General features: G+C 63.1%; 25 protein-coding genes and 1 pseudogene. 11 read left to right on the top strand and 15 right to left on the bottom strand.

The annotated features are described in order from the left end of the window. Positions 1-48 precede the first annotated feature (48 nt). The 5 genes from N5J71_RS14850 to N5J71_RS14870 are packed head-to-tail and all read right to left on the bottom strand — an operon-like array spanning position 49 to position 6,224. On the bottom strand, positions 49-1,779 hold the full coding sequence (locus N5J71_RS14850) for an acetyl/propionyl/methylcrotonyl-CoA carboxylase subunit alpha (RefSeq protein WP_279917154.1): 1,731 nt from the start codon (positions 1,777-1,779) through the stop codon (positions 49-51). Next, positions 1,776-3,389 (bottom strand): 5-oxoprolinase subunit B/C family protein, encoded by a 1,614-nt coding sequence (locus N5J71_RS14855; RefSeq protein ID WP_279917155.1) that lies wholly within the window; start codon positions 3,387-3,389, stop codon positions 1,776-1,778. The genes N5J71_RS14850 and N5J71_RS14855 overlap by 4 nt, the downstream gene beginning before the upstream one ends. Positions 3,390-3,398: 9 nt before the next feature. Beyond that, complete coding sequence (locus N5J71_RS14860) at positions 3,399-4,205, bottom strand: putative hydro-lyase (protein ID WP_279917156.1); 807 nt, start codon at positions 4,203-4,205, stop codon at positions 3,399-3,401. Continuing rightward, a complete protein-coding gene (locus N5J71_RS14865; RefSeq protein WP_279917157.1) occupies positions 4,202-4,972 on the bottom strand; it encodes a LamB/YcsF family protein in 771 nt (256 codons plus the stop codon). The genes N5J71_RS14860 and N5J71_RS14865 overlap by 4 nt, the downstream gene beginning before the upstream one ends. A 16-nt stretch (positions 4,973-4,988) precedes the next feature. Further along, positions 4,989-6,224, bottom strand: coding sequence for an NRAMP family divalent metal transporter (locus N5J71_RS14870; protein ID WP_055985410.1), 1,236 nt, complete (start codon positions 6,222-6,224; stop codon positions 4,989-4,991). 275 nt (positions 6,225-6,499) lie between these two features. Here N5J71_RS14870 and N5J71_RS14875 point away from each other — a divergent pair, with 275 nt between their 5' ends. The 4 genes from N5J71_RS14875 (at position 6,500) to trpC (ending at position 9,908) form a co-directional block, all read left to right on the top strand. After that, entirely contained in the window at positions 6,500-7,162 is a 663-nt protein-coding gene (locus N5J71_RS14875) for a GntR family transcriptional regulator (RefSeq protein ID WP_039965204.1), read from the top strand. Between the two features lie 270 nt (positions 7,163-7,432). Then, entirely contained in the window at positions 7,433-8,029 is a 597-nt protein-coding gene (locus N5J71_RS14880) for an aminodeoxychorismate/anthranilate synthase component II (protein WP_279917161.1), read from the top strand. Beyond that, a complete protein-coding gene (trpD, locus tag N5J71_RS14885; RefSeq protein WP_003463491.1) occupies positions 8,026-9,072 on the top strand; it encodes an anthranilate phosphoribosyltransferase in 1,047 nt (348 codons plus the stop codon). The genes N5J71_RS14880 and trpD overlap by 4 nt, the downstream gene beginning before the upstream one ends. Next, positions 9,069-9,908 (top strand): indole-3-glycerol phosphate synthase TrpC, encoded by an 840-nt coding sequence (gene trpC, locus N5J71_RS14890; protein WP_104727473.1) that lies wholly within the window; start codon positions 9,069-9,071, stop codon positions 9,906-9,908. The genes trpD and trpC overlap by 4 nt, the downstream gene beginning before the upstream one ends. Before the next feature lie 219 nt (positions 9,909-10,127). On the opposite strand, the gene crp is transcribed toward trpC, so the two are convergent. Continuing rightward, positions 10,128-10,772 (bottom strand): cAMP-activated global transcriptional regulator CRP, encoded by a 645-nt coding sequence (gene crp / locus N5J71_RS14895; RefSeq protein WP_017675648.1) that lies wholly within the window; start codon positions 10,770-10,772, stop codon positions 10,128-10,130. Positions 10,773-11,006: 234 nt separating this feature from the next. Here crp and N5J71_RS14900 point away from each other — a divergent pair, with 234 nt between their 5' ends. Next, on the top strand, positions 11,007-11,429 hold the full coding sequence (locus N5J71_RS14900) for an OsmC family protein (protein WP_003463479.1): 423 nt from the start codon (positions 11,007-11,009) through the stop codon (positions 11,427-11,429). A 45-nt stretch (positions 11,430-11,474) separates the two neighbouring features. Here the strand turns inward: N5J71_RS14900 and coq7 are convergent, their stop codons facing one another. Further along, positions 11,475-12,122, bottom strand: coding sequence for a 2-polyprenyl-3-methyl-6-methoxy-1,4-benzoquinone monooxygenase (coq7, locus tag N5J71_RS14905; RefSeq protein WP_084342071.1), 648 nt, complete (start codon positions 12,120-12,122; stop codon positions 11,475-11,477). 61 nt (positions 12,123-12,183) lie between these two features. Beyond that, on the bottom strand, positions 12,184-13,011 hold the full coding sequence (locus N5J71_RS14910; protein WP_279917158.1) for a formylglycine-generating enzyme family protein: 828 nt from the start codon (positions 13,009-13,011) through the stop codon (positions 12,184-12,186). Between the two features lie 123 nt (positions 13,012-13,134). On the opposite strand from N5J71_RS14910, the pseudogene N5J71_RS14915 reads away from it, so the two are divergent. Continuing rightward, positions 13,135-14,615 (top strand): annotated as a pseudogene (locus N5J71_RS14915) (AAA family ATPase). Here the strand turns inward: N5J71_RS14915 and N5J71_RS14920 are convergent. From N5J71_RS14920 to hemJ, 5 genes are all read right to left on the bottom strand, one after another. Beyond that, the gene (locus N5J71_RS14920; protein ID WP_003463458.1) at positions 14,616-15,404 is read right to left on the bottom strand and encodes an SDR family NAD(P)-dependent oxidoreductase; all 789 of its coding nucleotides are present in this window, start codon (positions 15,402-15,404) and stop codon (positions 14,616-14,618) included. It abuts the pseudogene before it with no gap. Between the two features lie 9 nt (positions 15,405-15,413). Further along, on the bottom strand, positions 15,414-16,376 hold the full coding sequence (locus tag N5J71_RS14925; RefSeq protein WP_279917159.1) for a DUF805 domain-containing protein: 963 nt from the start codon (positions 16,374-16,376) through the stop codon (positions 15,414-15,416). A 124-nt stretch (positions 16,377-16,500) separates the two neighbouring features. Further along, positions 16,501-17,763: an alanine racemase gene (locus N5J71_RS14930; protein WP_003463444.1), complete on the bottom strand. Its 1,263-nt coding sequence runs from the start codon at positions 17,761-17,763 to the stop codon at positions 16,501-16,503. Next, on the bottom strand, positions 17,760-18,722 hold the full coding sequence (locus N5J71_RS14935) for an NAD(P)H-dependent flavin oxidoreductase (RefSeq protein WP_279917160.1): 963 nt from the start codon (positions 18,720-18,722) through the stop codon (positions 17,760-17,762). The genes N5J71_RS14930 and N5J71_RS14935 overlap by 4 nt, the downstream gene beginning before the upstream one ends. Before the next feature lie 10 nt (positions 18,723-18,732). Further along, positions 18,733-19,161, bottom strand: coding sequence for a protoporphyrinogen oxidase HemJ (gene hemJ, locus N5J71_RS14940; protein ID WP_003463438.1), 429 nt, complete (start codon positions 19,159-19,161; stop codon positions 18,733-18,735). 133 nt (positions 19,162-19,294) lie between these two features. Here hemJ and argC point away from each other — a divergent pair, with 133 nt between their 5' ends. From argC to erpA, 4 genes are all read left to right on the top strand, one after another. After that, positions 19,295-20,329, top strand: coding sequence for an N-acetyl-gamma-glutamyl-phosphate reductase (gene argC, locus N5J71_RS14945; protein WP_100549046.1), 1,035 nt, complete (start codon positions 19,295-19,297; stop codon positions 20,327-20,329). After that, a complete protein-coding gene (locus N5J71_RS14950; RefSeq protein WP_242408763.1) occupies positions 20,326-21,069 on the top strand; it encodes a DUF6776 family protein in 744 nt (247 codons plus the stop codon). Before argC ends, N5J71_RS14950 begins: the two co-directional genes overlap by 4 nt. Next, positions 21,059-21,469 (top strand): bactofilin family protein, encoded by a 411-nt coding sequence (locus N5J71_RS14955; RefSeq protein ID WP_003463429.1) that lies wholly within the window; start codon positions 21,059-21,061, stop codon positions 21,467-21,469. The genes N5J71_RS14950 and N5J71_RS14955 overlap by 11 nt, the downstream gene beginning before the upstream one ends. A gap of 72 nt (positions 21,470-21,541) precedes the next feature. Beyond that, positions 21,542-21,892, top strand: a complete 351-nt coding sequence (erpA, locus tag N5J71_RS14960) for an iron-sulfur cluster insertion protein ErpA (RefSeq protein ID WP_003463426.1) — start codon at positions 21,542-21,544, stop codon at positions 21,890-21,892. Positions 21,893-22,647: 755 nt separating this feature from the next. Here the strand turns inward: erpA and N5J71_RS14965 are convergent. Further along, on the bottom strand, positions 22,648-23,739 hold the full coding sequence (locus tag N5J71_RS14965) for an anhydro-N-acetylmuramic acid kinase (RefSeq protein ID WP_257597957.1): 1,092 nt from the start codon (positions 23,737-23,739) through the stop codon (positions 22,648-22,650). A gap of 3 nt (positions 23,740-23,742) precedes the next feature. Beyond that, positions 23,743-25,170, bottom strand: coding sequence for a peptidoglycan DD-metalloendopeptidase family protein (locus N5J71_RS14970; protein WP_084342443.1), 1,428 nt, complete (start codon positions 25,168-25,170; stop codon positions 23,743-23,745). A gap of 209 nt (positions 25,171-25,379) precedes the next feature. Here N5J71_RS14970 and tyrS point away from each other — a divergent pair, with 209 nt between their 5' ends. Next, positions 25,380-26,579 (top strand): tyrosine--tRNA ligase, encoded by a 1,200-nt coding sequence (tyrS, locus tag N5J71_RS14975; RefSeq protein ID WP_116620034.1) that lies wholly within the window; start codon positions 25,380-25,382, stop codon positions 26,577-26,579. Positions 26,580-26,606: the final 27 nt, after the last annotated feature.

A 26,606-nucleotide genomic window follows, 5' to 3' on the forward strand; every position in this document is an offset into this window, starting at 1 on the left:
CAGACAAACCGCAGCCTGGGTGGAGCGCAGTGATACCTGGGGCCGATCTCAGCCCTCGAGCTTGGCCAGCGCCGCTCCGGCGTCCAGATAAGCGCCGGCCTGCTCACGAATGCGCAGGGTGCCGTCCGTCGGCGCGGTGACCTGGGTTTCCATCTTCATCGCCTCCATCACCGCGATCACGTCGCCGGCTTTGACCTGGGCGCCGTCCTCGGCCAGCCAGGCATGCAGGTTGCCGGAGATCGGTGCGCTGACCAGGCCTTTTTCGGCGGCATGTGCCGAGGCCTGAGGCGCCGCCTGGACGTTACCTCCCAATGGCGCCAGGCCTTGCAGCAGCGCGCTCGGCAGGCCCAGTTCATGGCGCTTGCCATCGATCTCGATAAAGGTGCGCAGCACCGCCTCTCCGGCCACTGGCAAGGTGCGCGGTGCCAGGGTGATCTGCTTGGCGAAGTCGGTTTCGATCCAGCGCGTGTGCACGGCGAAGTGCCCGCCGGTGAAATCGTCGTGATCCATCACCGCGCGGTGGAAGGGCAGTACCGAGGCGATGCCCTCGATCTGGAACTCGGCCAGGGCGCGGCGCGCGCGGGCGATGGCCTGTTCGCGGGTGGCGCCGGTGACGATCAGCTTGGCCATCATCGAGTCGAAGGTGCCAGGCACGCTGGAGCCGCTTTCCACGCCGCTGTCCAGGCGCACACCGGGGCCGCTCGGGGCGCGGAATTCGCTGATCTTGCCGGGGGTGGGCAGAAAGCCCTTGCCGGCATCCTCGGCGTTGATGCGGAACTCGAAGCTGTGGCCGCGTGGCGTCGGTGTTTCACTGAACGACAGCGGCAGGTCGTCGGCAATGCGCAATTGCTCGATGACCAGATCGACGCCGGCGGTTTCCTCGGTGACCGGGTGTTCGACCTGCAGGCGGGTGTTCACCTCCAGGAATGACAGTGTGCCATCGGCGCTGAGCAGGTATTCCACGGTGCCGGCGCCGACATAGCCGGCCTTCGCACAGATGGCGTGGGCGGACTGGTGAATGCGCTGGCGCTGCTCATCGGTGATGAACGGTGCTGGCGCTTCTTCCACCAGCTTCTGGTTGCGGCGTTGCAGCGAGCAGTCGCGGGTGCCGACCACCACCACGTTGCCGTGGCTATCGGCGATCACCTGGGCTTCGATGTGGCGCGGGCGGTCGAGGAACTGCTCGACGAAGCATTCGCCGCGCCCGAAGGCGGCTTCGGCTTCACGCACCGCCGAGGCATACAGTTCGGCCACTTCGTCCATGCGCCAGGCGACCTTCATGCCGCGTCCGCCGCCGCCGAATGCGGCCTTGATGGCGATCGGCAGGCCATGCTGTTCGGCGAAGGCCAGCACCTCGGCGGCGCTCTGCACCGGGCCGGGCGTGCCGGCCACCAGGGGCGCGCCGACCTGCTGGGCGAGCTTGCGAGCTTCGACCTTGTCGCCGAGCACATCGATGGTTTCCGGGTTCGGGCCGATCCAGATCAGCCCGGCGCCTTGTACGGCGCGGGCGAAGTCGGCACGCTCGGAGAGAAAGCCGTAGCCGGGGTGCACGGCATCGGCACCGGCGCGCTTGGCGATGGCCAGCAGCTTGTCGATGTTCAGGTAGGTGTCGGCCGGGCGCTCGCCGTCCAGCCCATAGGCTTCGTCGGCCTGGCGCACATGCAGGGCGTCGATATCGGCATTGGCGTACACGGCCACGGAGGCTACACCGTAATCACGGCAGGCGCGGGCGATACGCACGGCGATTTCACCACGGTTGGCGATCAATACTTTTTTCATGGGATCTCTTTCGCGTCGGCAGTGGTAAGGAGTACGTCGGCCTGCAGTTCGGCGAACGCCTCGATTGGGTTGAAGCGAATCTGCGCGTTGATCGGGATTTGCCCGGCCAGATCCAGATGGTGGCTGGCCACGGCGGCGATCACCGGGTAGCCGCCGGTCAGCGGGTGGTCGGCGAGAAACAGCACCGGCTGGCCGCTCGCGGGCACCTGGATGGCGCCCAGTGAAGTGCCTTCGCTGGGCAACTCGTCATGGTTGCAGCGCTCCAGCGGCACCTCGCCCTCGAGGCGAATGCCGACCCGGTTGGATTGCGGGGTGACACGCCACAGCTGGCTGCTCAGGCGTTCGATGGCCGCCGGGGTGAACCAGTCGCTGCGCGGGCCCATCACTACATCCAGGGTGATCACGTCCTTGCTGGTCGGCAGCTCGAATGCCGGGCCTTCGCTGATAGAGACGCTGGTGCCAGCGCTGATTGCGTCGAAGGCAAGACGGTCGCCAGCCTTGAGCGGCGGCGGTCCGACCTGTGCCAGGCTGTCATAGGACAAACTGCCCAGCACCGGCGCCACCTGAAAACCGCCGCGAATCGCCAGGTAACTGCGCAGCCCGGCCTGGGGCGCGCCGAGGCTGACGCGGTCGCCGTCGTCCAGTTCGATGGGCTGGTAATTACCGGGCTGCCATTGCAGGCCGCTGGCAGTGGTGACGGTGATGGGCGTTTGCGCGCCGGTAATGGCGATGAGCGTGCGACCGTGGCAGAGGAAGCTCAGACCGCCGAGCACCACTTCCAGGCAGGCGCAGGCCGAGTCATTGCCCACTGTGCGATTGGCCGCGCGTAGGGCACCGCGATCCAGGGCGCCGGACATCGACACGCCCTGGTCGGTATGACCTGCGCGGCCAAGATCCTGCAGCACCGTTTGCAGGCCGGGGCTGAGAATTTCAAGATGGGCACCGGCCGGCGGCTTGCTGGCTGTCGTTTGTTTATGGGCGGGCAGACCACCTGCCGGCAGCGGGCCGGCATCCACAAAACGCACCTTGTAGCCAGGGCGCAGCAGAGCCGGCTCGTCGCGCTGCAAATCCCACATCTGCAACGGCGTGACGCCGATGATCTGCCAGCCACCGGGGCTGGCCTTGGGGTAGATGCCACTGAAATTGCCGGCCAGGGCCACGGCACCAGCCGGGATGCGCGTACGCGGGGTCTGCCGGCGCGGCACCTGGAAGTCGGCACCGCCGGTCAGGTAGCCGAAGCCGGGGGCGAAGCCGCAGAAGGCCACTTCGTAATCGGCGCTGGTGTGGCGGCGCACCACTTCTTCACGGCTGATGCCGAGCAGGCTTGCGACCTCGTCGAGATCCTCGCCGTTGTAGTGCACGGGGATTTCCACGCAGCGGCTGTCGCGGGCGCTGCGCCGGCTCAGGTCGCGGCCGGCGAGATCGTCGATCAATGCCTGGCGGTCGATGGCGCTGGGCCGGTACTGGATCAGCAGGGTACGGGCCGCCGGGACGATTTCCTCGACCCCGGCGATGGGCTCGGCCTGCAGTGCAGCGAACAGCGCCAGGGTTTCGTCGAGATCGGCCAGTTCGACGAGCAACGTATCGAGGTTGGCGGGGAGAAAACGCACGGGCTTGTCCTATACGTGGTACGTGCTGTCAGGCACGTCGGTGATGAACATATGGCCCGGCGAGTGGGTGATCGCGAAGGGCACGCCGGAGGCCATGACCGCCGCCTGGGGCGTCACGCCGCAGGCCCAGAACACCGGCACCTCGCCGGGCTCGATACGCACCGCGTCGCCGAAATCCGGCTTGTGCAGGTCTTTGATGCCGAGCCGATCCGGCTCGCCGATATGCACCGGTGCGCCGTGCACCGAAGGATAACGCCCGGAAATGCCGGCCGCCTCGGCCACGCGATCCGCCGGGATCGGCCGCATCGACACGACCATCTCGCCATGCAGGCGACCCGCCGGACGGCAGGCGCGGTTGGTACGGTACATCGGTACGTTGCAGCCATCTGCTATGTGCCGTACCTCGATGCCGGCCTCCTGCAGGCCGGTCTCGAAGGTGAAGCTGCAGCCAATCAGGAAGGTCACCATGTCCGTGTGTTCGGCCCAGGCAGCGGTGGCGTCGCTGACTTCCTCGGCCAGCTTGCCATCGCGCCAGATGCGGTACAGCGGCAGATCGGTGCGCAGGTCGGCGCCTTCTGCCAGTACCGTGTGCGGGCTGCCGGCGTCACTCACGTCGAGCACCGGGCAGGCCTTGGGGTTGCGCTGGGCGTAGAGCAGAAAGTCATAGGCCCAGTCGCGGGGCAGGGCGATCAGGTTGGCCTGGGTCATGCCCGGCGCGATACCGGCCGTAGGCGCGACGCGGCCGTTGCGGTACTCGGCGCGGGCCTGGCGGGCGGCTGCAATGGCCGCCTGCTGGGCGCGTTGGATGGTGTTCATCGGGCGGCTCCGGCGAAGGATTGCAGGGATACGCCGGACTGCTCCAGCAACTGGCGCACCTCGCGGGCCATCTGGATGGCACCGGGGCTGTCGCCGTGCACGCAGATGGAGTCGGCTTCGATGCGCGTGACGCTGCCGTCGATGGCTTCGATCTCACCGGTCTGCACCAGGCGCAGCATGCGTTGGGCCACCTGCTCGGCGTCGTGCAGCACGGCGCCTGGCTCGCGGCGCGACACCAAGGCGCCCGTTGGCGTGTAAGCGCGGTCGGCAAAGGCTTCGGCGATGCAGGTCAGGCCTTCGTGGCGCGCCAGCTCGATCAGCGGCGAGCCGGCCAGGGCGACCAGCACCAGGCGTGCATCGACGGCGCGGATCGCCTCGATCACCGCCAGGGCCTGGCGTGTGTCGTGGGCGATGGTGTTGTACAGCGCGCCATGGGGCTTCACGTAGCGCACCGATGTACCGGCGGCAGTGGCCAGGGCCTGCAGGGCGCCGATCTGGTAGATCACGTCGGCAGTCAGATCAAAGCTGGCGATATCCATGTTGCGGCGGCCGAAGCCGACCAGGTCCGGGTAGGCGACATGGGCGCCGATGGTCACGCCCTTGGCCGCTGCGGCCCTGAGGGTACGCAGGATGCCGGCCGGGTCGCCGGCGTGGAAACCACAGGCGACGTTGGCGCTGGTGACGATGTCGAGCATTGCGGCATCGTCGCCCATGCACCACTGGCCGAAGCTCTCGCCCAGGTCGCTGTTGAGGTCGATGGTTGGCATGTTGGGTCTCCTGGAGTCAGGCCACGTTGAGGAAGGCGAAAATCGGGCCGACCGATTTGACCGCCATGTACCAGGTCAGGATGCAGGTAACGGCACCCAGGGTCAGCAGCCAGCGTGGATAGTGGTAGCCGCCCATCAGGTCGGATCGACGCCAGCCGACGTAGACGAAGATGCTCAGGCCAATCGGCAGAATCAGGCCGTTGAAGCCGCCAGCGAACACCAGCAGAGCGGCTGGCGCAGTGCCGAGCATGAGATAAACGCTCAGCGACAGAGCAATGAACAACACCGTAGCGCGGTTACGCCCCCGTTCGCTGATGCCAGGCATGAAGGCGGTGATGAAGGACATGGAGGTATAGGCCGCGCCGATCACGCTGGTGATGGCCGCAGCCCAGAGCACCAGGCCGAAAGCGCGCAGGCCGAGTTGACCCGCCGCCGCCTGGAAGGCTTGTGCCGCCGGGTTGGCGCCCTGGCCTGAGGTGTCGATGACCACGCCGCTGGCGGCTACGCCGAGAATCGCCAGGAACAGGATGTAGCGCATTACGCCGGTAACCGCGATACCGCTCAGCGCTGCCTTGGTAACTTCCTTCACATGCTCCTCGCCGACCAGGCCGCGATCCAGCAGGCGGTGTGCGCCGGCGTAGGTGATATAGCCGCCCACAGTGCCGCCGACGATGGTGGTGATGGTGGCGAAGTTGATCGTGTCCGGCCACACAGTTTGGCGCAACGCTTCGCCCAGGGGCGGATTGGAGGCGATGGCGACGAACAGGGTGAGCAGGATCATCAGCAGGCCCAGCACCACGATCAGACGGTCAACTGCGATGCCTGCGCGCTTGGACAGGAAGATACCGATGGCGACGAGCGCACTGAGGCCGCCGCCCCATTTCGGATCCAGCCCCATCAGCGCATTCAGGCCCAGGCCGGCACCAGCGATGTTGCCGACGTTGAACACCAGCCCGCCGAAGATCACCAGCACCGCCAGCACATAGCCGCTACCGGGAATTGCCGCGTTGGCCAGGTCCGAGGCGCGCATGCGGGTCAGGGTGACGATACGCCAGACGTTCAGCTGGACAACGAAGTCGATGAGGATCGAAGCAAGGATGCCGAAGGCAAAGGCGGCGCCCATGGTTGCTGTGAAGGTGGCGGTCTGGGTGATGAAGCCGGGGCCAATGGCCGAAGTGGCCATCAGGAAAATGGCCGCGATCAATGATGAGCGGCGTGAGCGGGCGAAGTCAGCGGTGGTCTGGGCTTGCATGGGGCGCTCCTGGATGGGGGAGGATCTGTTGTCCATGACAAGGCAATCACTGTGCCAAGACCCTTCGAGTCGGGCTGTATTGTTGATTAATGCTGAGCATATTGTTCAACAATAAATATTTTATGGTTCATCAATATGCACTGTTTTGTTACCTAATTACCCGATTGTGTTCCATTGCTGTGCAACTGGTGACACCCGGCAGCGCTTGCTTCGGGGGGCGGACTCATGGAGCATCTGCGAGCCCGGCAGCCCCACCAAGCACAATGGATGGAACGATGAGCAAAGACATGCCCGACAACCCGCGCACTCTTGGCGAAACAGTGACGGCCGAAATCCGCCGCAAGCTGGTCGATGGTGAGCTGGTGCCTGGTCAGCGCCTGTCAGAGGCTGCGCTGAGTGAAAGCCTGGATATTTCTCGCAATACCCTGCGCGAAGCTTTCCGTGTGCTGACCCAGGAAGGTCTGCTCAAGCACGAGCCCAATCGTGGAGTGTTCGTCGCCATACCGGATATGGCCTCGATCATCGATATATACCGAGTGCGCCGGTTCATCGAATGTCAGGCACTGGCTCAGGCCTACCCCAAACATCCCGCCGTGCAGCGCATGGCACAGGCCGTGGCCGCAGCCGAACGTTGCCGTGAGGCGCAGGACTGGAGCGGCGCGGGGACCGCCAACATGGCGTTTCACGCCGCCATCGTCGAACTGGCCGACAGTGAGCGCCTCAATACCTTCTATGCCCATCTGTCCGCCGAGCTGCGCCTGGCCTTCGGTCTGCTCAACGATGCCGAGCTCCTTCATTCGCCCTACATCGACATGAATGCGGCAATTCTCCAGCGCCTCGAAGCCGGTCAGGTTCAGGAGGCTGCGCAGGCGCTTGATGCCTACCTGGTGCAGTCCGAACGCACCGTGCTGGCTGCTTATGCGCGTCGCGTACGTTGAACCGCCGTTCACGGTTGCGCCTGGCCATGAGCTGGGCTACTGTGCGGCAATCGTGAAGCGAGATACCCCTGTGACCTTCAGCAGCACCCTTCTGATGCGTCTCCTCAAGGCCCTGGCCCGTTGGCGCTGGCGCGCCTGACCTTTCCCTTGCCGGCCCGGCCGGTTCGTTATCGTTCGCTCCCGTTGTTTCCCCTGTCCTCGAGCCGTGCTCGGGCGTGAAACCTGTTCTTCGGGGCTACCAAGGCAGTACATCAAGAGGCAATGCATACCATGCTGCTGATGATCGACAACTACGATTCCTTTACCTACAACGTCGTGCAGTACCTGGGTGAGCTGGGCGCTGATGTGCACGTGATTCGCAACGACGAACTGACCATCGCTGAAATCGAAGCACTCAAGCCCGAGCGCATCGTCGTCTCTCCCGGCCCCTGTACGCCGACCGAAGCGGGCGTGTCCATCGAGGCCATCCTGCATTTCGCCGGCAAGCTGCCGATCCTCGGCGTCTGCCTGGGCCATCAGAGCATCGGCCAGGCCTATGGCGGCGAGGTGGTGCGCGCGCGCCAGGTGATGCACGGCAAGACCAGCCCGGTGTTCCATGCAGACAAGGGCGTGTTCGCCGGCCTCAATAACCCGCTCACCGTGACCCGCTATCATTCCCTGGTGGTCAAGCGCGAGACCCTGCCGGATTGCCTGGAAATCACCGCCTGGACGCAGCATGAAGACGGCTCGGTCGACGAGATCATGGGCCTGCGCCACAAGACCCTGAACGTCGAGGGCGTGCAGTTCCACCCCGAGTCCATCCTCACCGAGCAGGGTCACGAACTGTTCGCCAGCTTCCTCAAGCAGACCGGAGGCGTGCGCGCATGAATATCAAGGAAGCCCTGGGCCGCATCGTCGCCCAGCTCGATCTGACCACCGAGGAAATGCAGGCGGTCATGCGCGAGATCATGACCGGCCAGTGCACCGACGCGCAGATCGGCGCCTTTCTCATGGGCATGCGCATGAAGAGCGAGACCATTGACGAGATCGTCGGTGCCGCCAGCGTCATGCGTGAGCTGGCCTCGCCGGTGAAGATCGACGCCGAGCGGCTGGTCGACACCTGCGGCACCGGTGGCGATGGCATGAACATCTTCAACGTCTCCACTGCGGCGGCTTTCGTCGTCGCTGCGGCCGGTGGCAAGGTGGCCAAGCACGGCAACCGCGCAGTCTCCGGCAAGAGTGGCAGCGCCGATCTGCTGGAAGCCGCCGGCGTCTACCTGGGGCTCAAGCCGGAGCAGGTCGCGCGCTGCGTCGAGAGTGTGGGCGTCGGCTTCATGTTCGCGCCGTCTCATCACGGGGCGATGAAGCACGCCATCGGCCCGCGCCGCGAGCTGGGCCTGCGCACCATCTTCAACATGCTTGGCCCGATGACCAACCCGGCAGGCGCCAAGCATCAGGTCATCGGCGTGTTCAGCCAGGCGCTGTGCCGGCCGATGGCCGAAGTGCTGCAGCGTCTGGGCAGCGAGCACGTGCTGGTGGTGCACGCGCAGGACGGCCTGGACGAGGTCAGCCTGGCCGCGCCGACCTTCGTCGCCGAGCTGAAGAATGGCGTGGTCAGCGAGTACCGCATCCAGCCTGAGGACTTCGCTATCAAGAGTCAGAGCCTGATCGGCCTGACCGTCGACAACGCCGAGCAGTCACTGGCGCTGATCCACGATGCCCTCGGCCGGCGCAAGACCGACAACGGTCAGAAGGCCGCCGATATGATCGTGCTCAATGCTGGCGCGGCGCTCTACGCTGCGGATCATGCCAGCAGCCTGCGCGAAGGTATGCAGCTGGCGCATGACGCCCTGCACACCGGCCTGGCGCGCGAGAAGCTGGAAGAGCTGGTGTCCTTTACCGCGGTATTCAAACAGGAGAACGAAGGGTGAGCGTACCAACCGTACTGGAGAAGATCGTCGCCCGTAAGTTCGAGGAAGTGGCGGCGCGGCGCGCCCAGGTCAGCCTGGCCGAAGTCGAGGCTGCTGCACGCAGTGCCGACGCACCGCGAGGCTTCGCCCGCGCACTGCTCGAGCAGGCGGCGCGCAAGCAGCCGGCGGTGATCGCCGAGATCAAGAAGGCCTCGCCGAGCAAGGGTGTGCTGCGCGCCGACTTCGTCCCGGCAGATATCGCCCGCAGCTACGAGGCCGGTGGCGCCACCTGCCTGTCGGTGCTGACCGATATCGACTTCTTTCAGGGTGCCGACCAGTACCTGCAACAGGCCCGCGCCGCTTGTGCGCTGCCGGTGATCCGCAAGGACTTCATGGTCGATCCGTACCAGATCGTCGAAGCCCGCGCCCTCGGTGCCGACTGCGTGCTGCTGATCGTGTCCTGCCTGGATGACGTGCGCATGGCCGAGCTGGCCTCGGTGGCCAAGGACGTCGGCCTTGACGTGCTGGTCGAGGTGCATGACGGCGCCGAGCTGGAGCGGGCGCTGAATACGTTGGACACACCACTGGTGGGGATCAACAACCGCAACCTGCACACCTTCGATGTCAGCCTGGAAACCACCCTCGACCTGCTGCCGCGTATTCCGCGTGATCGCCTGGTGGTGACCGAAAGCGGCATTCTCAATCGCGCCGATGTCGAGCTGATGGAGATCAACGAGGTCTATGCCTTTCTGGTCGGTGAGGCCTTTATGCGCGCCGAGAGCCCGGGCGGCGAATTGCAGCGTCTGTTCTTTCCCGAACGCGGCCGGCCTGCAGTAATCGGCGCGGACCCGGAATAACGCGCATAAAAAAGCCGGCAATCAAGCCTAATGCCAGTCAGTTAAGCCGTTGCACTCGATCTTTGTAGGAGCCGGCTTGCCGGCGATCCGCCATAAAAAGCATCGCCAGCAAGCTGGCTCCTACGAAAAGCGCCCCCTCTACTGCAAGTAGGAGGGGGTGGTGACTAACTTATCTGATCAGCATTAGGCAATCAAGCCGGCTTTTTCTATTGGGGCCGTTCAGCGGGTGCCGAAGACCACCATGGTCTTGCCTTTGACGTGAACCAGGCCTTGCTCTTCCAGGGACTTGAGCACGCGGCCGACCATTTCCCGTGAGCAACCGACGATGCGTCCAATTTCCTGGCGGGTGATCTTGATCTGCATGCCATCCGGATGAGTCATGGCGTCCGGCTGCTTGCACAGGTCGAGCAGAGTACGCGCAACACGGCCAGTGACATCGAGGAAGGCCAGGTCGCCGACCTTGCGCGTAGTATTGCGCAGGCGTTCGGCCATCTGGCTGCCGAGGGCGAAGAGGATTTCGGGGTCTTGCTGGGTCAGTTCGCGGAACTTGGCGTAGCTGATTTCCGCGACTTCGCATTCGGTCTTGGCGCGGACCCAGGCGCTGCGTTCCTTCTCTGAACCATCTTTCTCGAACAGGCCCATCTCGCCGAAAAAGTCGCCAGAGTTGAGATAGGCGATGATCATTTCACGGCCATCGTCATCCTCGATCAGGATGGTGACCGAGCCCTTGACGATGAAGAACAAGGTTTCGCAGCGATCACCTGCGTAGATGATGGTGCTTTTGGCGGTGTAACGACGGCGATGACAGTGCGCGAGAAGCTTGTCGAGATTCTTGATTTTTGGTGTAAGGGTAATAGCAACCATGCCCGAGTCCCGAATATGAAAAGTGAAGGCCTTTGTCCAACGGCAATTTCTTATTTGTTATCCGGCCAAGTGTGCCAGCAATCCGGCGTCAGCTTAACAGACACGCTATGAGTGGGGTCTTTTTTGCGACCTGGGTAACATAACCCGGCGGAACTTTAGCGTTATCGACGCACATCGGACTGCTGCCCGGCTGTGCTAATCTGCCGGACTTTTCCACTCTGGGAGCCAAGAACGATGAAAGCGCGTGTGCAATGGGCCGGTGAAGCTCTGTTCCTCGGCGAGTCCGGTAGTGGCCATGCCGTGGTGATGGACGGTCCACCCGATGCCGGTGGTCGTAACCTCGGTATTCGGCCGATGGAGATGTTGCTGATCGGCCTCGGAGGCTGCAGCAACTTCGATGTGGTCAGCATTCTGCGTAAGGGCCGCCAGCCGGTAGAAAGCTGCGAAGTGTTCCTGGATGCCGAGCGTGCAGACGAGGAGCCCAAGGTGTTTACCAAGATCCACCTGCACTTCGTGGTCAAGGGCCGTGGGCTGAAAGAGGCTCAGGTGAAAAGGGCGGTGGAGCTATCGGCGGAGAAGTACTGCTCGGCCTCGATCATGCTGGGTCGTGCCGGCGTCGATATTAGCCACGATTACGAAATCGTCGAGCTGGGCTGAGGTTCGCTGAAAATGACGAGGGCGCCAATGGCGCCCTCGTTCGTTTCAGATGCGGTAGGTGCTCTTGGTCATCACCTTCGACAGCAAGGTCATGCCGAACTTGATCGGCGCCGGAAAGCGCACGCCGCCCGCCGCCAGGGCACTGTTGGCATGTTGCTGTTCGTCGATGCGCATCTGCTCGAGGATGGCGCGCGACTTGGCATCATGCTCGGGCAGTTGCTCCAGGTGCTCGTCCAGGTGTTTGCACACCTGATCCTCGGTGGCGGCGACAAAGCCGAGGCTGACGCGATCACTGACCAGGCCGGCGACGGCGCCAACGCCGAAAGACAGACCGTAAAACAGCGGGTTCAGCACGCTCGGGTGGCTACCCAGTTCACGAATGCGCTGCTCGCACCAAGCAAGGTGGTCGATTTCCTCATCGGCCGCATGCTCCATGGCGCTACGCACTTGCGGCAGCTTGGCGGTCAGCGCCTGGCCCTGATAGAGCGCCTGGGCGCACACTTCACCGGTGTGATTGATGCGCATCAGGCCGGCGACATGACGCGACTCCTCACTGCTCAGCTCGGTCTCGTTCTGCACGATGGCAGGCGAGGGGCGACTCGACGCGCCGCTGAATGGCAGCAGCGTGCGCAGCGCGGCATCGGCTTGCAGTAGCAGGCGGTCGACGGGGGAATACTGGCGTTCGCTGGCCATGGGGCACCTCCAGAGGTAACAACAGCGCTAGTCTACTGCAAAGTCGCCAGGTCGTCCGCGTTCAGGGCAGCTCGCGCAGCACGCGAAAGCCCAGGGCATAGTCGCGGTGATGCGGTTGCTTGAGGTCGCGCATGCTGCTGCGCAGGTAGACCGGGCCGCTGTTCCAGCCGCCGCCGCGCACCACGCGCGGGCTATTGTCGAGCAGGCCGGCACTCTGCGTTTCACTGCCGTCGAAGCGCTGCGTGTAGTTGGAAGCTGTCCATTCCCAGACATTGCCTGCAGTGTCATGCAGGCCGAAGCCATTGGCCGGAAACTGGCCAACAGCGGCTGTCTTGTTGCGCAGCAGGCGCGAGCTGGCGCAACCACGGCAGTGGGCGCGTGGCGCCTGCTCGCTGCTGTCGAGCTGCTCGCCCCACCAGTAGTAGCTCTGGCTGCCTCCGCGCGCTGCATACTCCCATTCGGCTTCGGTCGGCAGGCGATAGCGCGCACCCGTCTCGCGTGACAACCACTGGGTGTAAGCGTGAGCGTCACGCCAGGACACGTGAATCACCGGGCGCTGCGCCGAAAGGCCCCAGCCCTCGTTGTTAGGCGTGGGCAGCCCGTTGGCGTCGGCGTACTTCTGCCAGTCGGCGAAGGTGACTTCGTAGCGGCCGATGGCGAAGGCTTGATCGAACTTGATCGATCGTTGCGGACGCTCGTTGTCATTGCCGCGACCGCTGGCATCGCCAATGCGGAACTCGCCAGCCGGAATCACCACCACTTCGGGGCCCTGAGCGCCCCCGGGCAAGGGGTCGCTGATGGTTTCGCTAGCAGTGGCCGGCAGGTTAACCAGCAGGCCGGCTGCGATGGCCATGGATACTGTGACGCAGCGCGCTTTCAGCACTTGCACGGCGTGATGCCTCCAGCGACGATCTGCATGTTCAGGCGGCCCATGCGGTAAGTTCTCGATTCTGTGAAGCCGCGGATGGTAACCCTGCGTGCCTGGCTGGCCAAATCTCCCAAGGAGTCGGTGTTGAAGAACGATATTCATGATCTTGGACTGGTGCTGGATTCCAAGGTCAAGCTGGTGGTGATCGAGTCCTGGGACGAGCTGCGCGTGCTGGAAACCCTGACAGGTTTGGCGATCAAACGCGGTCTCGGCCTGCACACCTGGTCGGTGACCGAGGCCTGCAGCGTCTGGGTTTCGGCGGCGCAGCGGTGGACGAGTCACCGACCCTGGAGCCCGAAGCCGCTCTGCGCATGATCAAGGCCGATCTGCAGCCGAACCTCTACGTGATGTGCGACCTGCATCCCTTCCTCGATGACAACCCCAGGCTGGTGCGCCTGCTCAAGGAAATCGCCATGAGCGAGGCCGCGCACAAGCCGACGCTGGTGCTGGTGTCGCATGCGCTCAAGCTGCCTGCCGAAGTACAGCGTTTCGCGGCTCGTTTCAGTCTCGCGCTGCCGTCGGAAGACGAGCTACTGAGCATCGTGCGTGACGAAGCGACGCGTTGGAGCGAAGGCAATCGCGGCGTACGCGTGCGTACCGACAACCGCACCTTGCAGCAGGTGGTGAAGAACCTGCGCGGCCTCAGCCATGCCGAGGCACGCGCGCTGGCGCGCAACGTGATTTGCGATGATGGCGCGATCACCCAGGAAGACATCCCCGAGCTGAACAAGACCAAGTTCCAGCTGCTGGATCTGGAGGGCGTGCTTAGCTTCGAATACGACACTGCACGCTTCGCCGAAGTCGGCGGGTTGGTCAACCTCAAGCGCTGGCTGGCCGAACGTCAGGCCGGCTTTCTCGAAGGCAAGCTCCTGGATGCGCCGAAAGGCGTGATGCTGGTCGGGGTACAGGGCGGTGGCAAGAGCCTGGCGGCCAAGGCAGTGGCCGGGCTCTGGGGCTTGCCGCTGCTGCGTTTGGACTTCGCCTGCCTGTACAACAAATTCTTCGGCGAGACCGAGCGCAACCTGCGTGAGGCGCTGCGCCTGGCCGAACAGATGGCGCCCTGCGTGCTGTGGATGGACGAGGTGGAGAAAGGGCTTGCCAGTGGCGAGCACGATGGCGGCGTGAGCCAACGAGTACTTGGCACCCTGCTGACCTGGATGGCCGAGCGCAAGGCGCCAGTGTTCGTGGTGGCCACGGCCAATGCCATCGACCGTCTGCCGCCGGAACTGGTCCGCAAGGGGCGCTTCGACGAGCTGTTCTTCGTCGACCTGCCCAGTGCCGAGGTGCGGGCCGACATCTTCCGTATCCACCTGCAGCGTCGTGAACTGGAACCAGGCAGCTTCGATCTCGCGCAGCTGGCTGCTGCCAGCGAGGGCTACTCGGGTGCCGAGATTGAGCAGGCAGTGGTCAGCGCCCTGTACGCTGGTCAGGCGCAGCAGCAGGCGGTCGATCAGGGGTTGCTGCTGCGCGCGCTGCAGAGCACGGCGCCGCTGTCGGTGGTGATGGCCGAGCGCTTGATGGCGTTGCGAGAGTGGGCCGATGGGCGCACGGTCAATGCCGGCTGATCAGGCGCCGGTGAAGTGGCGGTTCAGGCGACCACTGATTTTGCGTACCAGCCAGCGCGGCGCGAGGCGTGGACTCAGGGCCAGCAGGCGGTTGCGCCAGCCGGGAATGATGATGGCGCGGTTCTTTTCCAGTGCGCGAACGGTGATCAGCGCGACTTCCTCGGCGCTCATCATCAGCTTGCTGCCGGCGATCCGCGCGACGTCCATCTGCGCTGCGCGGAAGAAGGCGCTGCGGGTCGGGCCAGGACAGAGTACTGACACACGCACGCCGCGGCCTCTCAGCTCCTCGCGCAAACCCTCGGAAAAATTCAGTACATAGGCCTTGCTGGCGTAGTAGCTGCTCATCCAGGGGCCGGGCTGAAAGGCCGCGACCGAGGCGACGTTGAGAATCTGCCCGCTGCCGTGCTCGGCCATGCGCTGACCGAGTGCGTGACACAGGCGGGTCAGCGCCAGCACGTTGACTTCCAGTTGCTCCAGCTCGCGACTCCAGTCCTGTTCCAGGAACGGACCTGCGCAGCCGAGGCCGGCGTTGTTCACCAGCAGATCGACATGCCACTGGCCTTCTTCCAGTTCCAGTAGCAGACCGGACAATTGCAGCGGCTCGCTAAGGTCGCAGAGACGAAACAGCACCTCGACGCCGAAGCGCTGGGCCAGCTCGCAGGCGATGCTTTCCAGTGCATCACGCCGGCGCGCCACCAGGATCAGGTTGCGCCCCCGGCGTGCCAGGGCTTCGGCCAAGGCCAGGCCAATGCCGCTGGACGCGCCGGTGATCAATGCATAGCTGCGCATGGTCGGGAATTACTGCTCCTGATACTCGGCGGCGCGCTCGACATAGCCCTGATACTGGGGAATGGCGATGGCAGCGACGATGCCGCTGATGGGGATGAGCAGGAACAACCAGGCCAGTACCTTGACTGCGGTGCTGTTGGGGGGCGGTGGCGGGCCGTAGCGGTTGACGCCTTGAGTGCCGGGGATGATCAGCATCAGCAGGGCGAACACGCTGCCGACTACCGGGATCAGGTGTACCAGCAGCAGCCAGCCGGACCAGCCGATGTCATGCAGACGCTGCACGCCGATGAAGATACCGATCACCACAGCTGCAATACTGACGATGCCCAGCGCCAACATGGCCAGGGTCGAGGACATGGCTGCAATGCCGGTACCGATCAACATGATCGGGATGAAACACAGCGTCATTGCCATCAGCCAGCCCAGGTAACGCACGCGGCCGATCCGGCCGCTGACGCCGAGGACCTTGAGCTCGGAGTACTGCGGCAATTGCTCGGCGACATTTGCCTGTGGCGGTGCGTAGGGCGATGCAGCCGCTGCGACAGGTACCGGGGCCGGAGCGGCTTCGGCCAACTGTGCCTGGCGCGCGAGGTATTTCTCGATGATGATGCCGCAGGCGGAGCACTCGCTCGCCTTGACCTGCTCATGACCGCATTTGGGGCAGGTCATATGCGGTGTGGCCGCGTCCACGGCCTGCTCGGTTTCGGCTTCGGTTGGCACCAGGCTCAGGCTGGCGGCCTGATCCAGCTCCTTGCGCACCTTGGCCCCCGCCTTCTGCAGAGCATTGAGGTACTGCTCCGCCTCGCCTTCGCCCAGATCACGCTTGAGCGCCACCGGCGTTCCGCTGAACAGACTGTCGATACGGGCAAGGTCGCTCTTGAACAGACGGGCCAGGTTTGTCTTGACCATTTCCAGCGATGCCTCGGGCATCAGTTGGCCGTCGAACACGATCTTGTAGCGCGGTTGATTCATGCGAGCTTCCTTGTCGGCGGGAAGTGGGGGGAGCGAGCGCCCGTTGAGCAGCAAGCGAGGCATAAGCCTAGAGTGCCGCGAGGCCAATATACAAGCGGCCTGAAGCGCCGCTCATGGCTATTGTTCAGCTGTTACCTATTGTGCTCCAGCGGCCGACCAGTTGGCCGCGGCGTAGTAGACGTATTTCGCTGAAATCGCCCAGCACGCCTTCGCTGATCGCGGGGCGCAGAAATACCCAATCGTTGTTCGTCAGTCGTGTGCCTTTACCACCCACCAGGCGCTCCTGGTTGGCGCTACGGCCGTAGAGTTCGTCGTAGTCGAGCCCGGCCGGTGAGACGGGCTGCGCCGGCCAGCGACCGCCGTAGAGGTAGTAGGCGTTCTCTCGGTTGGGGTTCCAGGCGCTGATCAGGGGGTGCAGCGGTTGCAGGTAGGGCAGGGCGCCGTCGACCGTCTTGAGTATGGGGCTGGCGATCCACAGGGCCGGCTGATGCTCTTTGAGCAGTGGCGTGTCGAACTCCGCGGGCTTGAGCAGGGCGGAACCGACGGCGACTTCATTGAGCGAAGTCTCCTGCTGGCTGTGCAGCAGGTAGGTCAGGCTGCCGGCACCGTTGAGCAGCGGCTTAGCTGGCCAAAGATCGCTGAAGCCCTGAGCGCTGCTGATAAATAGTCGATAGCGCTCATCGGCCTCGCTGAATGCTCGTAACTGATTCTGCCAGGGCGGGCTGTGTGCGACATGCGCGTCATAAGCCATCAGCCCCTGCAGATGCAGTGCCGGCTGCTGGCGAAGCTGCAGCAGCGCTTGAGCCAGCGCTTGCGGCGTGGTGAAACCGCCGCGCTCCAGGCCAACGTCGATTTCCAGCGCAATGCGCAGCGGTCGCCCCAGCGCCTTGGCCAATTCACCGTATTGCACCAGGCGCTGCTGGCTGTCGATCAGCCAGGTCACCTGGCGGTCGGGATCGAAATCCAGGTGGTGCGCAAGCTGGCGATAGAAATTCAGCGCAGCGGCAACCGGCATGGGTTTGCCAAGCAGTAGGTCGGCCTGGGGAAAGCTCCTGGCCAGGTGGTTCAGTTGCGGCTGATGAAAGACCATGAAGCGCGGGGTCTGCAGGCGCTTGGCCAGGTACTCCAATAGGCCGGTGCTGGCCAGTGATTTGGCCACCAGGCGCAGCTGGAGACGACCGCCCAGTCTTGCGGCCAGCAGATCGGCGTTGGCGTCGAGCCGATCGAGGTCGAGCAGCAGGGTGGGGATGCCCTCGCCATCGCGCTGCAAGTGCCGGTTGAGCTCGGCGAAGTAGGCGTCATGCTCGCGACCTCGATCAGTTGGGCGCAGCGCCCAGCCGCCGAGTAGACCGAGCGCGCCCAGGCCCAGCAGGTGGCGACGCTTCATCGCGGCCAGCGTTGCCCCAGCGCTTGGCTACGTGTCAGTGCGGCGCGATATTCGTGGTCGAGTCGCGACACCAGCTCCTGCACCGACGGCAGGTCGTCGATGCCGCCGACGCCCTGGCCGGCCGACCAGACGGTTTTCCAGGCCTTGGCTTCTTCATCCATCGGCTTGAGCTTCTCGCCGTAGTTGATATCGCCCTTGTTCTGCAGCTGTTTCAGGTCGTAGCCGGCCTGTTCCAGACTCTGACGCATGAAGCTGGCCGGTACACCGGACACGGCGGGTGTGAGAATGATGTCGGCGGCCCGCGCTTCGAGAATCATCGCCTTGTAATCGGCCGACGCATTGTTCTCGGTCGTGGCGATGAAGCGGGTGCCCATATAGGCCAGGTCGGCGCCGAGCAACTGCGCGGCGAGAATTTCGTGGCCGTGGTTGAGGCAGCCGGACAGCAACACGGTCTTGTCGAAGAACTGACGAATCTCGGCTAGCAGGGCGAAAGGACTCCAGGTCCCGGCGTGGCCGCCCGCGCCAGCGGCTACGGCGATCAGGCCGTCCACACCCGCTTCGGCAGCTTTTTCCGCATGGTGGCGGGTGGTCACGTCATGGAATACCAGGCCGCCGTAGCTGTGCACCGCATCGACCACTTCCTTCACCGCGCCCAGACTGGTGATGACGATGGGCACGCGGCGTTCGACGCAGATGGCCAGATCCGCCTGCAGGCGCGGGTTGCTGTTATGCACGATCAAATTGACGGCATAAGGCGCGGCGTTGCTTGCCAGGCTGCCTTCGATCTCATCGAGCCAGGCGGCGAAACCGGCGCTCTCGCGCTGGTTCAGCGCCGGAAAGCTGCCGACGATGCCGCTGTTGCAGCAGGCACTGACCAGCGGCGGGTTGGACACCAGAAACATCGGCGCAGCCACCAGAGGCAGGCGCAGGCGTTGATCGAGCAGGGCAGGTAGAGACATGATGAACTCCTCAGAAGGGGCGGACGACAACCAGGATGACGATCCCCAGCAGTGCCAGCACCGGTGCTTCATTGAACCAACGATAGAACACATGGCTGCGGCTGTTCTCGCCGCGGGCAAAGCGTTTGAGCTGTGCTCCGCACAGGTGGTGATAGATCACCAGGGCCACCACCAGCGTGAGCTTGGCGTGCATCCAGCCCTGCGAGAAGTAGTACGCCGAATTGAGGCTGAGTAACCAGATGCCCAGGCCCAGCGTGGCGATCATCGAGGGGATCATGATGCCGCGATACAGCTTGCGCTCCATGATGCAGAATCGCTCGTGACTGGCTGCGTCGCTGCTCATGGCGTGATAGACGAACAGACGCGGCAGATAGAACAGGCCGGCGAACCAGCAGACCATGGCGATGATGTGCAGAGCCTTGAGCCAGAGATAGAGCATTTTCGCCTCTCACGCTGAAAAATGGTCTCGATAGTAGAGGCAGTCGACGCCTGCGTCACCTCCGCGGTTGGAGCTTGGCCGATGCGGCTTTATCATCGGCAGCTTTCCAATGGCTTTTGCAAAGGGGCATGTGATGATCAAGGTCGGTATCGTCGGCGGCACGGGCTACACCGGTGTCGAACTGCTGCGTCTGCTGGCGCAACACCCGCAGGCAGAGGTGAGCGTGATCACTTCCCGTTCCGAGGCCGGCCTGCGCGTCGATGAGATGTACCCCAATCTGCGCGGCCATTACCCCGAGCTCGCGTTCAGCGTGCCGGATGTCGCCACCCTGGGCGCCTGTGATGTGGTGTTCTTCGCCACTCCGCACGGCGTGGCCCATGCGCTTGCTGGTGAGTTGCTCGCTGCGGGTACGCGAGTAATCGACCTCTCCGCTGACTTCCGTCTGCAGGACGCCGAGGAGTGGGCCAAGTGGTACGGCCAGCCGCACGGCGCCCCCGAGCTGCTGAGCGAGGCGGTGTATGGTCTGCCCGAGGTCAATCGTGAGGCGATCAAGACTGCGCGCCTGATCGCCGTACCCGGCTGCTACCCGACCGCTACTCAGCTGGGGCTGATCCCGCTGCTTGAAGCTGGACTGGCTGAGACCGGTAGCCTGATCGCCGACTGCAAGAGCGGTGTCAGCGGTGCCGGTCGTGGCGCCAGCGTTGGTTCACTGTTCTGTGAGGCCGGCGAGAGCATGAAAGCCTACTCGGTCAAGGGCCACCGCCACCTGCCGGAAATTCGCCAGGGGCTGCGCCAGGCAGCAGGTAGCGATGTCGGCCTTACCTTCGTACCACACCTGACGCCGATGATTCGTGGCATTCACGCGACCCTGTATGCGCGCGTGGCCGATACCTCGGTCGATCTGCAGGCACTGTTCGAGAAGCGTTACGCCGGCGAGCCTTTCGTCGATGTGATGCCGGCGGGCAGCCACCCGGAAACCCGCAGCGTGCGCGGAGGCAACGTTTGCCGCATCGCCGTGCACCGTCCGCAGGGCGGCGACCTGGTGGTGGTGCTCTCGGTGATCGACAACCTGGTCAAGGGGGCCTCCGGCCAGGCGGTGCAGAACATGAACATCCTCTTCGGTCTCGACGAGCGTCTCGGCCTGTCGCACGCGGCCCTGCTGCCGTGATACCGGGCTGGGAGGTCCGCCTCAGCGATCCGCGTCGTGAGCGCAGACGCCGTTGGCTGCAACTGCTGCTGGTGCTCGCCGTACCGGCGGCCTTTGCCCTGGGATGGTACTGGCCACAGGTGCAGCCTCAGCAGACGCCCGAAGATACGCACGCACTGCTGACCCGTGTTGCCGAACAGGAGCAGGAACTGGAGCTGTTGCGCCAGCGCCTGGCTGTGGTCGGCAGTAGCGACAAGGTCACTCAGCAGGCCATGGAGCAGAATCGCCGCACCATCAAACTGCTGGAGGAGCAGATCTTCAAGCAGCAGCAGGATCTGGCCTTCTATAAAGGCGTGTTGGCACCTGCCAGTCGTCGTGAAGGCATTCGCATTCGCGCCTTTGAGCTGCAAGCCACGGACGCGCCGCAGCGATTCCGCTACAAATTGCTGATGAGCCGAGTCGGTACCAGTGATGAGGCATTGCAGGGGCGCTTGCGTATCACGGTCGAAGGACTGCAGGACGGTAAGCCGGCCATGTTGGAGCTGGCGGCGTTGTCCGACGAGGTCAGCGAGAGCAGCATTGCCTTCTCCTTCAAGCACTTCCAGTCCTTCCCCGAAGCGGGTCGTTTCGGCGAGCTACAACTACCTGAGGGCTTCGAGCCGCGTCAGGTCAAGGTTCAGGCGGAGGTCGAGGGTGACAAACCGCTGAGCCGTACATTCGAATGGATAAAATCAGGAGCGATAGCCACCCATGTGGAGTAAAGACAAGACCAAACCCGACTTGCAGCGCTTCAGCGGTAAGACCAGCCTGATTGCCGTTGGCGCCGAGCTGGTAGGCGACATGCGCTTTCAGGGCGCGGTGCAAGTGGATGGTCGGGTCACCGGTAATCTGTTGGCTACCGAAGGGCTGGTGCGCGTGAGTGCAGGCGGCCTGGTTGAAGGTGAGATACGCGCACCCCATATAGTGATCGATGGAGAGGTGAGTGGTGATGTGTTCGCCAGCGGCCATCTTGAGCTGGGTTCACGCTCCCGGGTTCGCGGCAACCTGCATTACGGCCTGATGGAGATGGCCATGGGGGCGCAGATCGAGGGGCGCCTCTGTCACCTCAAGGATGGTGAGCGGCCACTCGAGCTTCCCGCTACGCTGGAAATCGAGCAATAGTTGACCAATTTCGTCGGGCAAGCGGATAATGCACGCCCAAAGCAGTATGGCGCATGGCGCCGGGAGTCCAGAATGAGCGTCGAAACCTTCACCCCTGCCCCCTTGCACTTTACCCAAGGCGCGGCCAGCAAGGTGAAGAACCTGGTCGATGAAGAGGGCAATCCGCGCCTGAAGCTGCGCGTGTTCGTCACGGGCGGCGGCTGCTCGGGCTTTCAGTACGGCTTTACCTTCGATGAGGACGTGGCCGAGGACGACACCATCGTCGAGCGTGAAGGCGTGAGTCTGGTGGTCGATGCCATGAGCTTCCAGTATCTGGCTGGTTCGGAGGTCGACTATCAGGAAGGGCTGGAAGGTTCGCGTTTCGTGATCAAGAACCCCAATGCCACCACCACCTGTGGTTGCGGGTCGTCCTTCTCGATCTGAATGCTTCGCCTGATGACAGACGCCGCGCTCGATGCGCGGCGTTTTCGTTGTGCGCCAGGCATGGCGCGTAGCGCCGTGACTGGCGCTGTTCGGTTCACTGTGGTGGTGGACTGGACGACTTGGAGGTGAAAGTCCTCTACACACCCGGCAAGGGGAAGTGTTAGCCAGAGGCAAGGGTGTCGCGGGCGACTGCGAATCTGAAGGAAGCCCGAGGCAAAATGCTGGCCTGACGAACAGGAAGCGGATAGAGGCGGCGTAGCGGGGTGAGGTAGCAACGATTGCCAAAGCCCGATACTTGCACGGAACGCTACGACGTAAATCCGACAGGCATAAGCAGGAAGGTCGCGCGAATTACCCTGGGAGATCTGTTTGGCCTGCCATGTGCTACCGGCCCCGAGAGGTGACGGGATGGGCGAACAGAAGTCAGCAGAGGCCGGATGGCGTGGAATCCGCATAGTAGTTGCTCGGAACCGGAGTGATGAAGGGCTGAACCTGCCATGAGTGGAAAGTCGGGTGTGCTCTCTGTTGGAGCGTAAAGCAGAAACTCCGCGAAGAGCGGGGGCGAGATCATCAGGAGGTAGGAGTCGGAAACTCCGAGGGCCGGTTCGGTCTGGGCGCTTAGCTACTGCAGGCGATACATCAACGGAATCAAGCTCGCTGATGCTGTTTGTCAGTAGGCAGGAACCGCCGTATACGGAACCGTACGTACGGTGGTGTGGGAGGACGGCGGGGGTGACCCCGCCTCCTACCCGATTTCAGGCCGGGTAGATGGCGCCGAGCACGCGCAGGCCTTTGGCGCCGGTCACGCTCGGGCGATTGCCAGCAATGCCTTCAAGTGCGCAATGTGCCAGCCAGGCGAAGGCCATGGCTTCGACCCAGTCCGGATCTATGCCCTCAGTCGCGGTGCTGCTGACCTCGGTTCCAGCCAGCATCTCGCTCAGGCGTTCCATCAAGCAAGCGTTGTGAGCGCCGCCGCCACACACCAGCAGAGCGTCCGTGTGGGCTTGCGCGTTGCGCAAGGCGCTGACGACACTGCGCGCGGTGAGTTCTACCAGGGTCGCCTGAACGTCTTCGCCGGCCAACTGTGGCAATGCTTGCAGATGGCCAAGTAACCAGTCGAGATTGAACAGCTCGCGACCGGTACTCTTCGGTCCTCGGGTGGCGAAGAAGGGATCGCTCAGCAGCCGTTTCAGTAGCTCCGGGTGTACGGTACCGCTGGCTCCCCAGGCGCCATCACGGTCATAGGCCAGGCCCTGGCAATGCTGAATCCAGGCGTCGAGCAGAACGTTGCCAGGGCCGCTGTCGAATCCCAGAACCTCCTGGCCGGGTGAAAGCAGGCTGAGGTTACTGAAACCGCCGACATTGAGCACGGCAACCTGCCGCTGGCTATTGCCGAACAGATCATGGTGGAAAGCCGGGACCAGGGGAGCCCCTTGACCACCGGCAGCCACATCGCGGCGGCGAAAATCGGCGACCACGCAAATGCCCGTCAACTCAGCCAGCAGTGCCGGGTTGCCGATTTGGATGGTGAAGCCGCGCGCCGGTTCATGGCGCACTGTCTGGCCATGGCTACCGATGGCGCGAATCTGTGGCGCGGTCAGGTTCTGTTGCTGCAGGAGTTCGTTGATAGCGGCAGCGGCCAGTTCGACCCAGCGCTGTTCTGCAATGGCCGCGCGCGCCAGTTCATCATCGCCCGAGGTGCACAGCGCCAGCAGGTCGCTACGCAGCTGTTCTGGCATGGGGCGATAGAGGGTGGCGAGCAGGTGAGGGCGCTGATCTTGATCGATCAGCGCGATGTCCAGCCCATCCAGGCTGGTGCCGGACATCACGCCAATATAGAGGGGCACAGCTTACTGCTGGTTGGCGGCTAGCATGGTGGCCTTTTCCTGGTCCATGCGTGCCATCAGCGGCTTGCTCAGTTGCATGAAGCGCTGCTTCTCGCTCGCTGCAATCGGGTCGGCCATCGGCAGCTTCTGGCTGAGCGGGTCGACGTGTACGCCGTTGACCTGGAACTCATAGTGCAGGTGCGGGCCGGTGGAGAGTCCGGTAGTACCGATATAACCGATGATCTGGCCTTGCTTGACGTTCGCACCGTTGCGCACACCTTTGGCAAAACCCTGCATGTGTGCGTAAAGGGTGCGATAGCGCTGGCCGTGCTGGATGATCACGGTATTGCCGTAGCCACCGTTACGACCTGCCAGGGTCACGCGACCGTCGCCGGCAGCCTTGATCGGCGTGCCACGTGGCGCAGCATAGTCGACACCCTTGTGTGCGCGGATCTTGTTCAGGATCGGGTGCTTGCGACCAGTGGAGAAGCGCGAGCTGATACGAGCGAAGTCCACCGGCGTGCGGATGAATGCCTTGCGCATGCTTTCGCCATCGGCATTGTAGTAGCTGGTGGTGCCTTGCTTGCTGGTGTAGCGCACGGCGGTATAGGTCTTGCCGCGGTTGGTGAAGCGCGCCGAGAGAATGTTGCCGGTGCCGACACGCTTGCCGTTCACCACCTTCTCTTCATAGATGACCTCGAACTCGTCGCCTTCGCGAATATCCATGGCGAAATCGATGTCGTAGCCAAACACGTTGGCCAGGTCCATGGTCAGGCTATGAGACAGGCCTGCACGCTTGGCGGAAAGGAACAGCGAGCTGTTGATCACGCCGCGGCTGTATGCGGTGACCACCTCAGGCTTGACCTGATCGCGCTGGAAATCGAAGCCTTTGTCGGTACGGCTGAGGCGAATGGTCTCCAGATCGCTGAGCTTGCTCTGCAGGCTCTTCAGCTTGCCGTCTTCGTTAAGTTCGAAGTCCAGCACCTGGCCCGCTTTGAGGCGGCTGAACTGCTTGGCGTCCTTGCTGCTATTGAGCGCTTCATGCAGATCATTGGCGTTCAGGCCGACCTTGGCGAACACGGTAGAAAGCGTATCGCCATTGCTGACCGTGATGTTGTGGTGGTTGGGGTCGGAAGGAGGAGTGGTGTCGGCTGTTTCTAGGAGGTCTTCGTCAGCGTCTTCTGCGCTGTTGTCTGCGGTGTCCGCGCTCTGCTCGATCTTGGCGAAGGGCGAAGCGGCGCCAGGCACTGGCAGTCCCGCTCGGAGGTCGTCCTTTTCCTGCAGCACCTGCTCGGTATCGTTACCGAGATCCAGGTCGAGGAAGGTTTTCTGTGCCTCGACTTCACGCGAAGGAAAAACCAGGAGGGCAAGGCTGAGCAACGCGGCTACGCCGCTCGCTGCAAGAATATGGGTCTTTGGATAGAGCGGCGGCGCTTTAGATGTAGAGGTCATAGGGCTGCTTTTGAAGTGAAAAGATGAAGATTGAAAGAAGAGCATGATGAATATGCACTAACTGTATAAAATATAACCAAAACCGCCGGGAGGCAACCCTGCAGATGATGATCGGCGCATGGTCTGCCATACGCTGAGCAAAACTTGTGATTTGTCGGCGTTCTTGTATGGTTGGTTCCCTTTTGAACAAGGTCATTGTGAGTCATTTTATGAAGTCGGTTGAAGAGCAGCTGGCGCTGATCAAGCGCGGTGCGGAAGAGGTTCTGGTTGAGGCTGAGCTGGTCGAAAAGCTCAAGCGTGGACAGCCGCTGCGGATCAAGGCGGGTTTCGACCCTACCGCGCCGGATCTGCATCTCGGTCACACCGTGCTTATTAATAAGCTGCGTCAGTTTCAGGAGCTCGGTCACCAGGTGATCTTTCTGATCGGGGATTTCACCGGAATGATCGGTGACCCCAGCGGTAAGAGCGCTACTCGTCCGCCGCTGACCCGTGAGCAGGTTCTGGATAATGCCGAGACCTATAAACAGCAGGTCTTCAAGATTCTCGACCCGGCCAAGACCGAGGTGGCCTTCAACTCCACCTGGATGGACCAGATGGGGCCTGCCGATTTCATTCGTCTGACGTCGCAGTACACGGTGGCGCGCATGCTGGAGCGTGATGACTTCGACAAGCGCTACAGCAGCAATCAGCCGATCGCCATTCACGAGTTTCTCTATCCACTGGTGCAGGGCTATGACTCCGTAGCGCTGAAGGCCGATGTCGAACTGGGCGGCACCGATCAGAAGTTCAATCTGCTGATGGGGCGCGAGTTGCAGAGAGCCTATGGGCAAGCGTCGCAGTGCATCGTCACCATGCCGTTGCTAGAAGGTCTCGATGGCGTGAAGAAGATGTCCAAGTCTCTGGGTAACTACGTGGGCATCCAGGAAGCGCCGGGTGTGATGTACAACAAACTCGTGTCCATGCCTGATGCGCTGATGTGGCGATACTTCGAGCTGCTCAGCTTCCGCTCCATGGAGGAGATCGAGCAGTTCAAGCGCGATGTCGAGCAGGGCGCGAACCCGCGTGATATCAAGATCAAGCTGGCCGAAGAGCTTGTGGCGCGCTTTCATGGTGAAGAGGCTGCGGCCAATGCTCACCGTTCCGCTGGCAACCGTATGAAGGATGGCGAGCTGCCGGAAGATCTGCCCGAGGTCGAACTGGTATCGGCTGAAGATATGCCGATCTCGTCCGTCCTTAATAAGGCAGGCATGGTGAAAAATGCTGCGGTTGCCCGCGACCTGTTGGGCTCGGGGGGCGTGCGCGTCGATGGTGAAGTGGTTGATCGCACCTTCCTGTTCAAGCTGGGTTCTGCTCATGTCTGTCAGGCCGGCAAGAAGGCCTTTGCGCGTATCACCCTCAAGGCTGAGTAATAAAACTGCAATTAAAGCTTGACGCGT

Origin of the sequence: Ectopseudomonas oleovorans, from assembly GCF_029845265.1 — a bacterium.
GTDB classification, from domain to species: Bacteria; Pseudomonadota; Gammaproteobacteria; order Pseudomonadales; family Pseudomonadaceae; genus Aquipseudomonas; species Aquipseudomonas oleovorans.

What these genes read in the sequence shown, in the direction of transcription:
- N5J71_RS14850 (WP_279917154.1), bottom strand. Translation starts at nt 1,779, where the DNA reads ATGAAAAAAGTATTGATCGCCAACCGTGGTGAAATCGCCGTGCGTATC.
- N5J71_RS14860 (WP_279917156.1), bottom strand. Translation starts at nt 4,205, where the DNA reads ATGAACACCATCCAACGCGCCCAGCAGGCGGCCATTGCAGCCGCCCGC.
- N5J71_RS14865 (WP_279917157.1), bottom strand. Translation starts at nt 4,972, where the DNA reads ATGCCAACCATCGACCTCAACAGCGACCTGGGCGAGAGCTTCGGCCAG.
- N5J71_RS14870 (WP_055985410.1), bottom strand. Translation starts at nt 6,224, where the DNA reads ATGCAAGCCCAGACCACCGCTGACTTCGCCCGCTCACGCCGCTCATCA.
- N5J71_RS14875 (WP_039965204.1), top strand. Translation starts at nt 6,500, where the DNA reads ATGAGCAAAGACATGCCCGACAACCCGCGCACTCTTGGCGAAACAGTG.
- N5J71_RS14880 (WP_279917161.1), top strand. Translation starts at nt 7,433, where the DNA reads ATGCTGCTGATGATCGACAACTACGATTCCTTTACCTACAACGTCGTG.
- trpD (WP_003463491.1), top strand. Translation starts at nt 8,026, where the DNA reads ATGAATATCAAGGAAGCCCTGGGCCGCATCGTCGCCCAGCTCGATCTG.
- crp (WP_017675648.1), bottom strand. Translation starts at nt 10,772, where the DNA reads ATGGTTGCTATTACCCTTACACCAAAAATCAAGAATCTCGACAAGCTT.
- N5J71_RS14900 (WP_003463479.1), top strand. Translation starts at nt 11,007, where the DNA reads ATGAAAGCGCGTGTGCAATGGGCCGGTGAAGCTCTGTTCCTCGGCGAG.
- coq7 (WP_084342071.1), bottom strand. Translation starts at nt 12,122, where the DNA reads ATGGCCAGCGAACGCCAGTATTCCCCCGTCGACCGCCTGCTACTGCAA.
- N5J71_RS14920 (WP_003463458.1), bottom strand. Translation starts at nt 15,404, where the DNA reads ATGCGCAGCTATGCATTGATCACCGGCGCGTCCAGCGGCATTGGCCTG.
- N5J71_RS14925 (WP_279917159.1), bottom strand. Translation starts at nt 16,376, where the DNA reads ATGAATCAACCGCGCTACAAGATCGTGTTCGACGGCCAACTGATGCCC.
- N5J71_RS14930 (WP_003463444.1), bottom strand. Translation starts at nt 17,763, where the DNA reads ATGAAGCGTCGCCACCTGCTGGGCCTGGGCGCGCTCGGTCTACTCGGC.
- N5J71_RS14935 (WP_279917160.1), bottom strand. Translation starts at nt 18,722, where the DNA reads ATGTCTCTACCTGCCCTGCTCGATCAACGCCTGCGCCTGCCTCTGGTG.
- hemJ (WP_003463438.1), bottom strand. Translation starts at nt 19,161, where the DNA reads ATGCTCTATCTCTGGCTCAAGGCTCTGCACATCATCGCCATGGTCTGC.
- argC (WP_100549046.1), top strand. Translation starts at nt 19,295, where the DNA reads ATGATCAAGGTCGGTATCGTCGGCGGCACGGGCTACACCGGTGTCGAA.
- N5J71_RS14955 (WP_003463429.1), top strand. Translation starts at nt 21,059, where the DNA reads ATGTGGAGTAAAGACAAGACCAAACCCGACTTGCAGCGCTTCAGCGGT.
- erpA (WP_003463426.1), top strand. Translation starts at nt 21,542, where the DNA reads ATGAGCGTCGAAACCTTCACCCCTGCCCCCTTGCACTTTACCCAAGGC.
- N5J71_RS14970 (WP_084342443.1), bottom strand. Translation starts at nt 25,170, where the DNA reads ATGACCTCTACATCTAAAGCGCCGCCGCTCTATCCAAAGACCCATATT.
- tyrS (WP_116620034.1), top strand. Translation starts at nt 25,380, where the DNA reads ATGAAGTCGGTTGAAGAGCAGCTGGCGCTGATCAAGCGCGGTGCGGAA.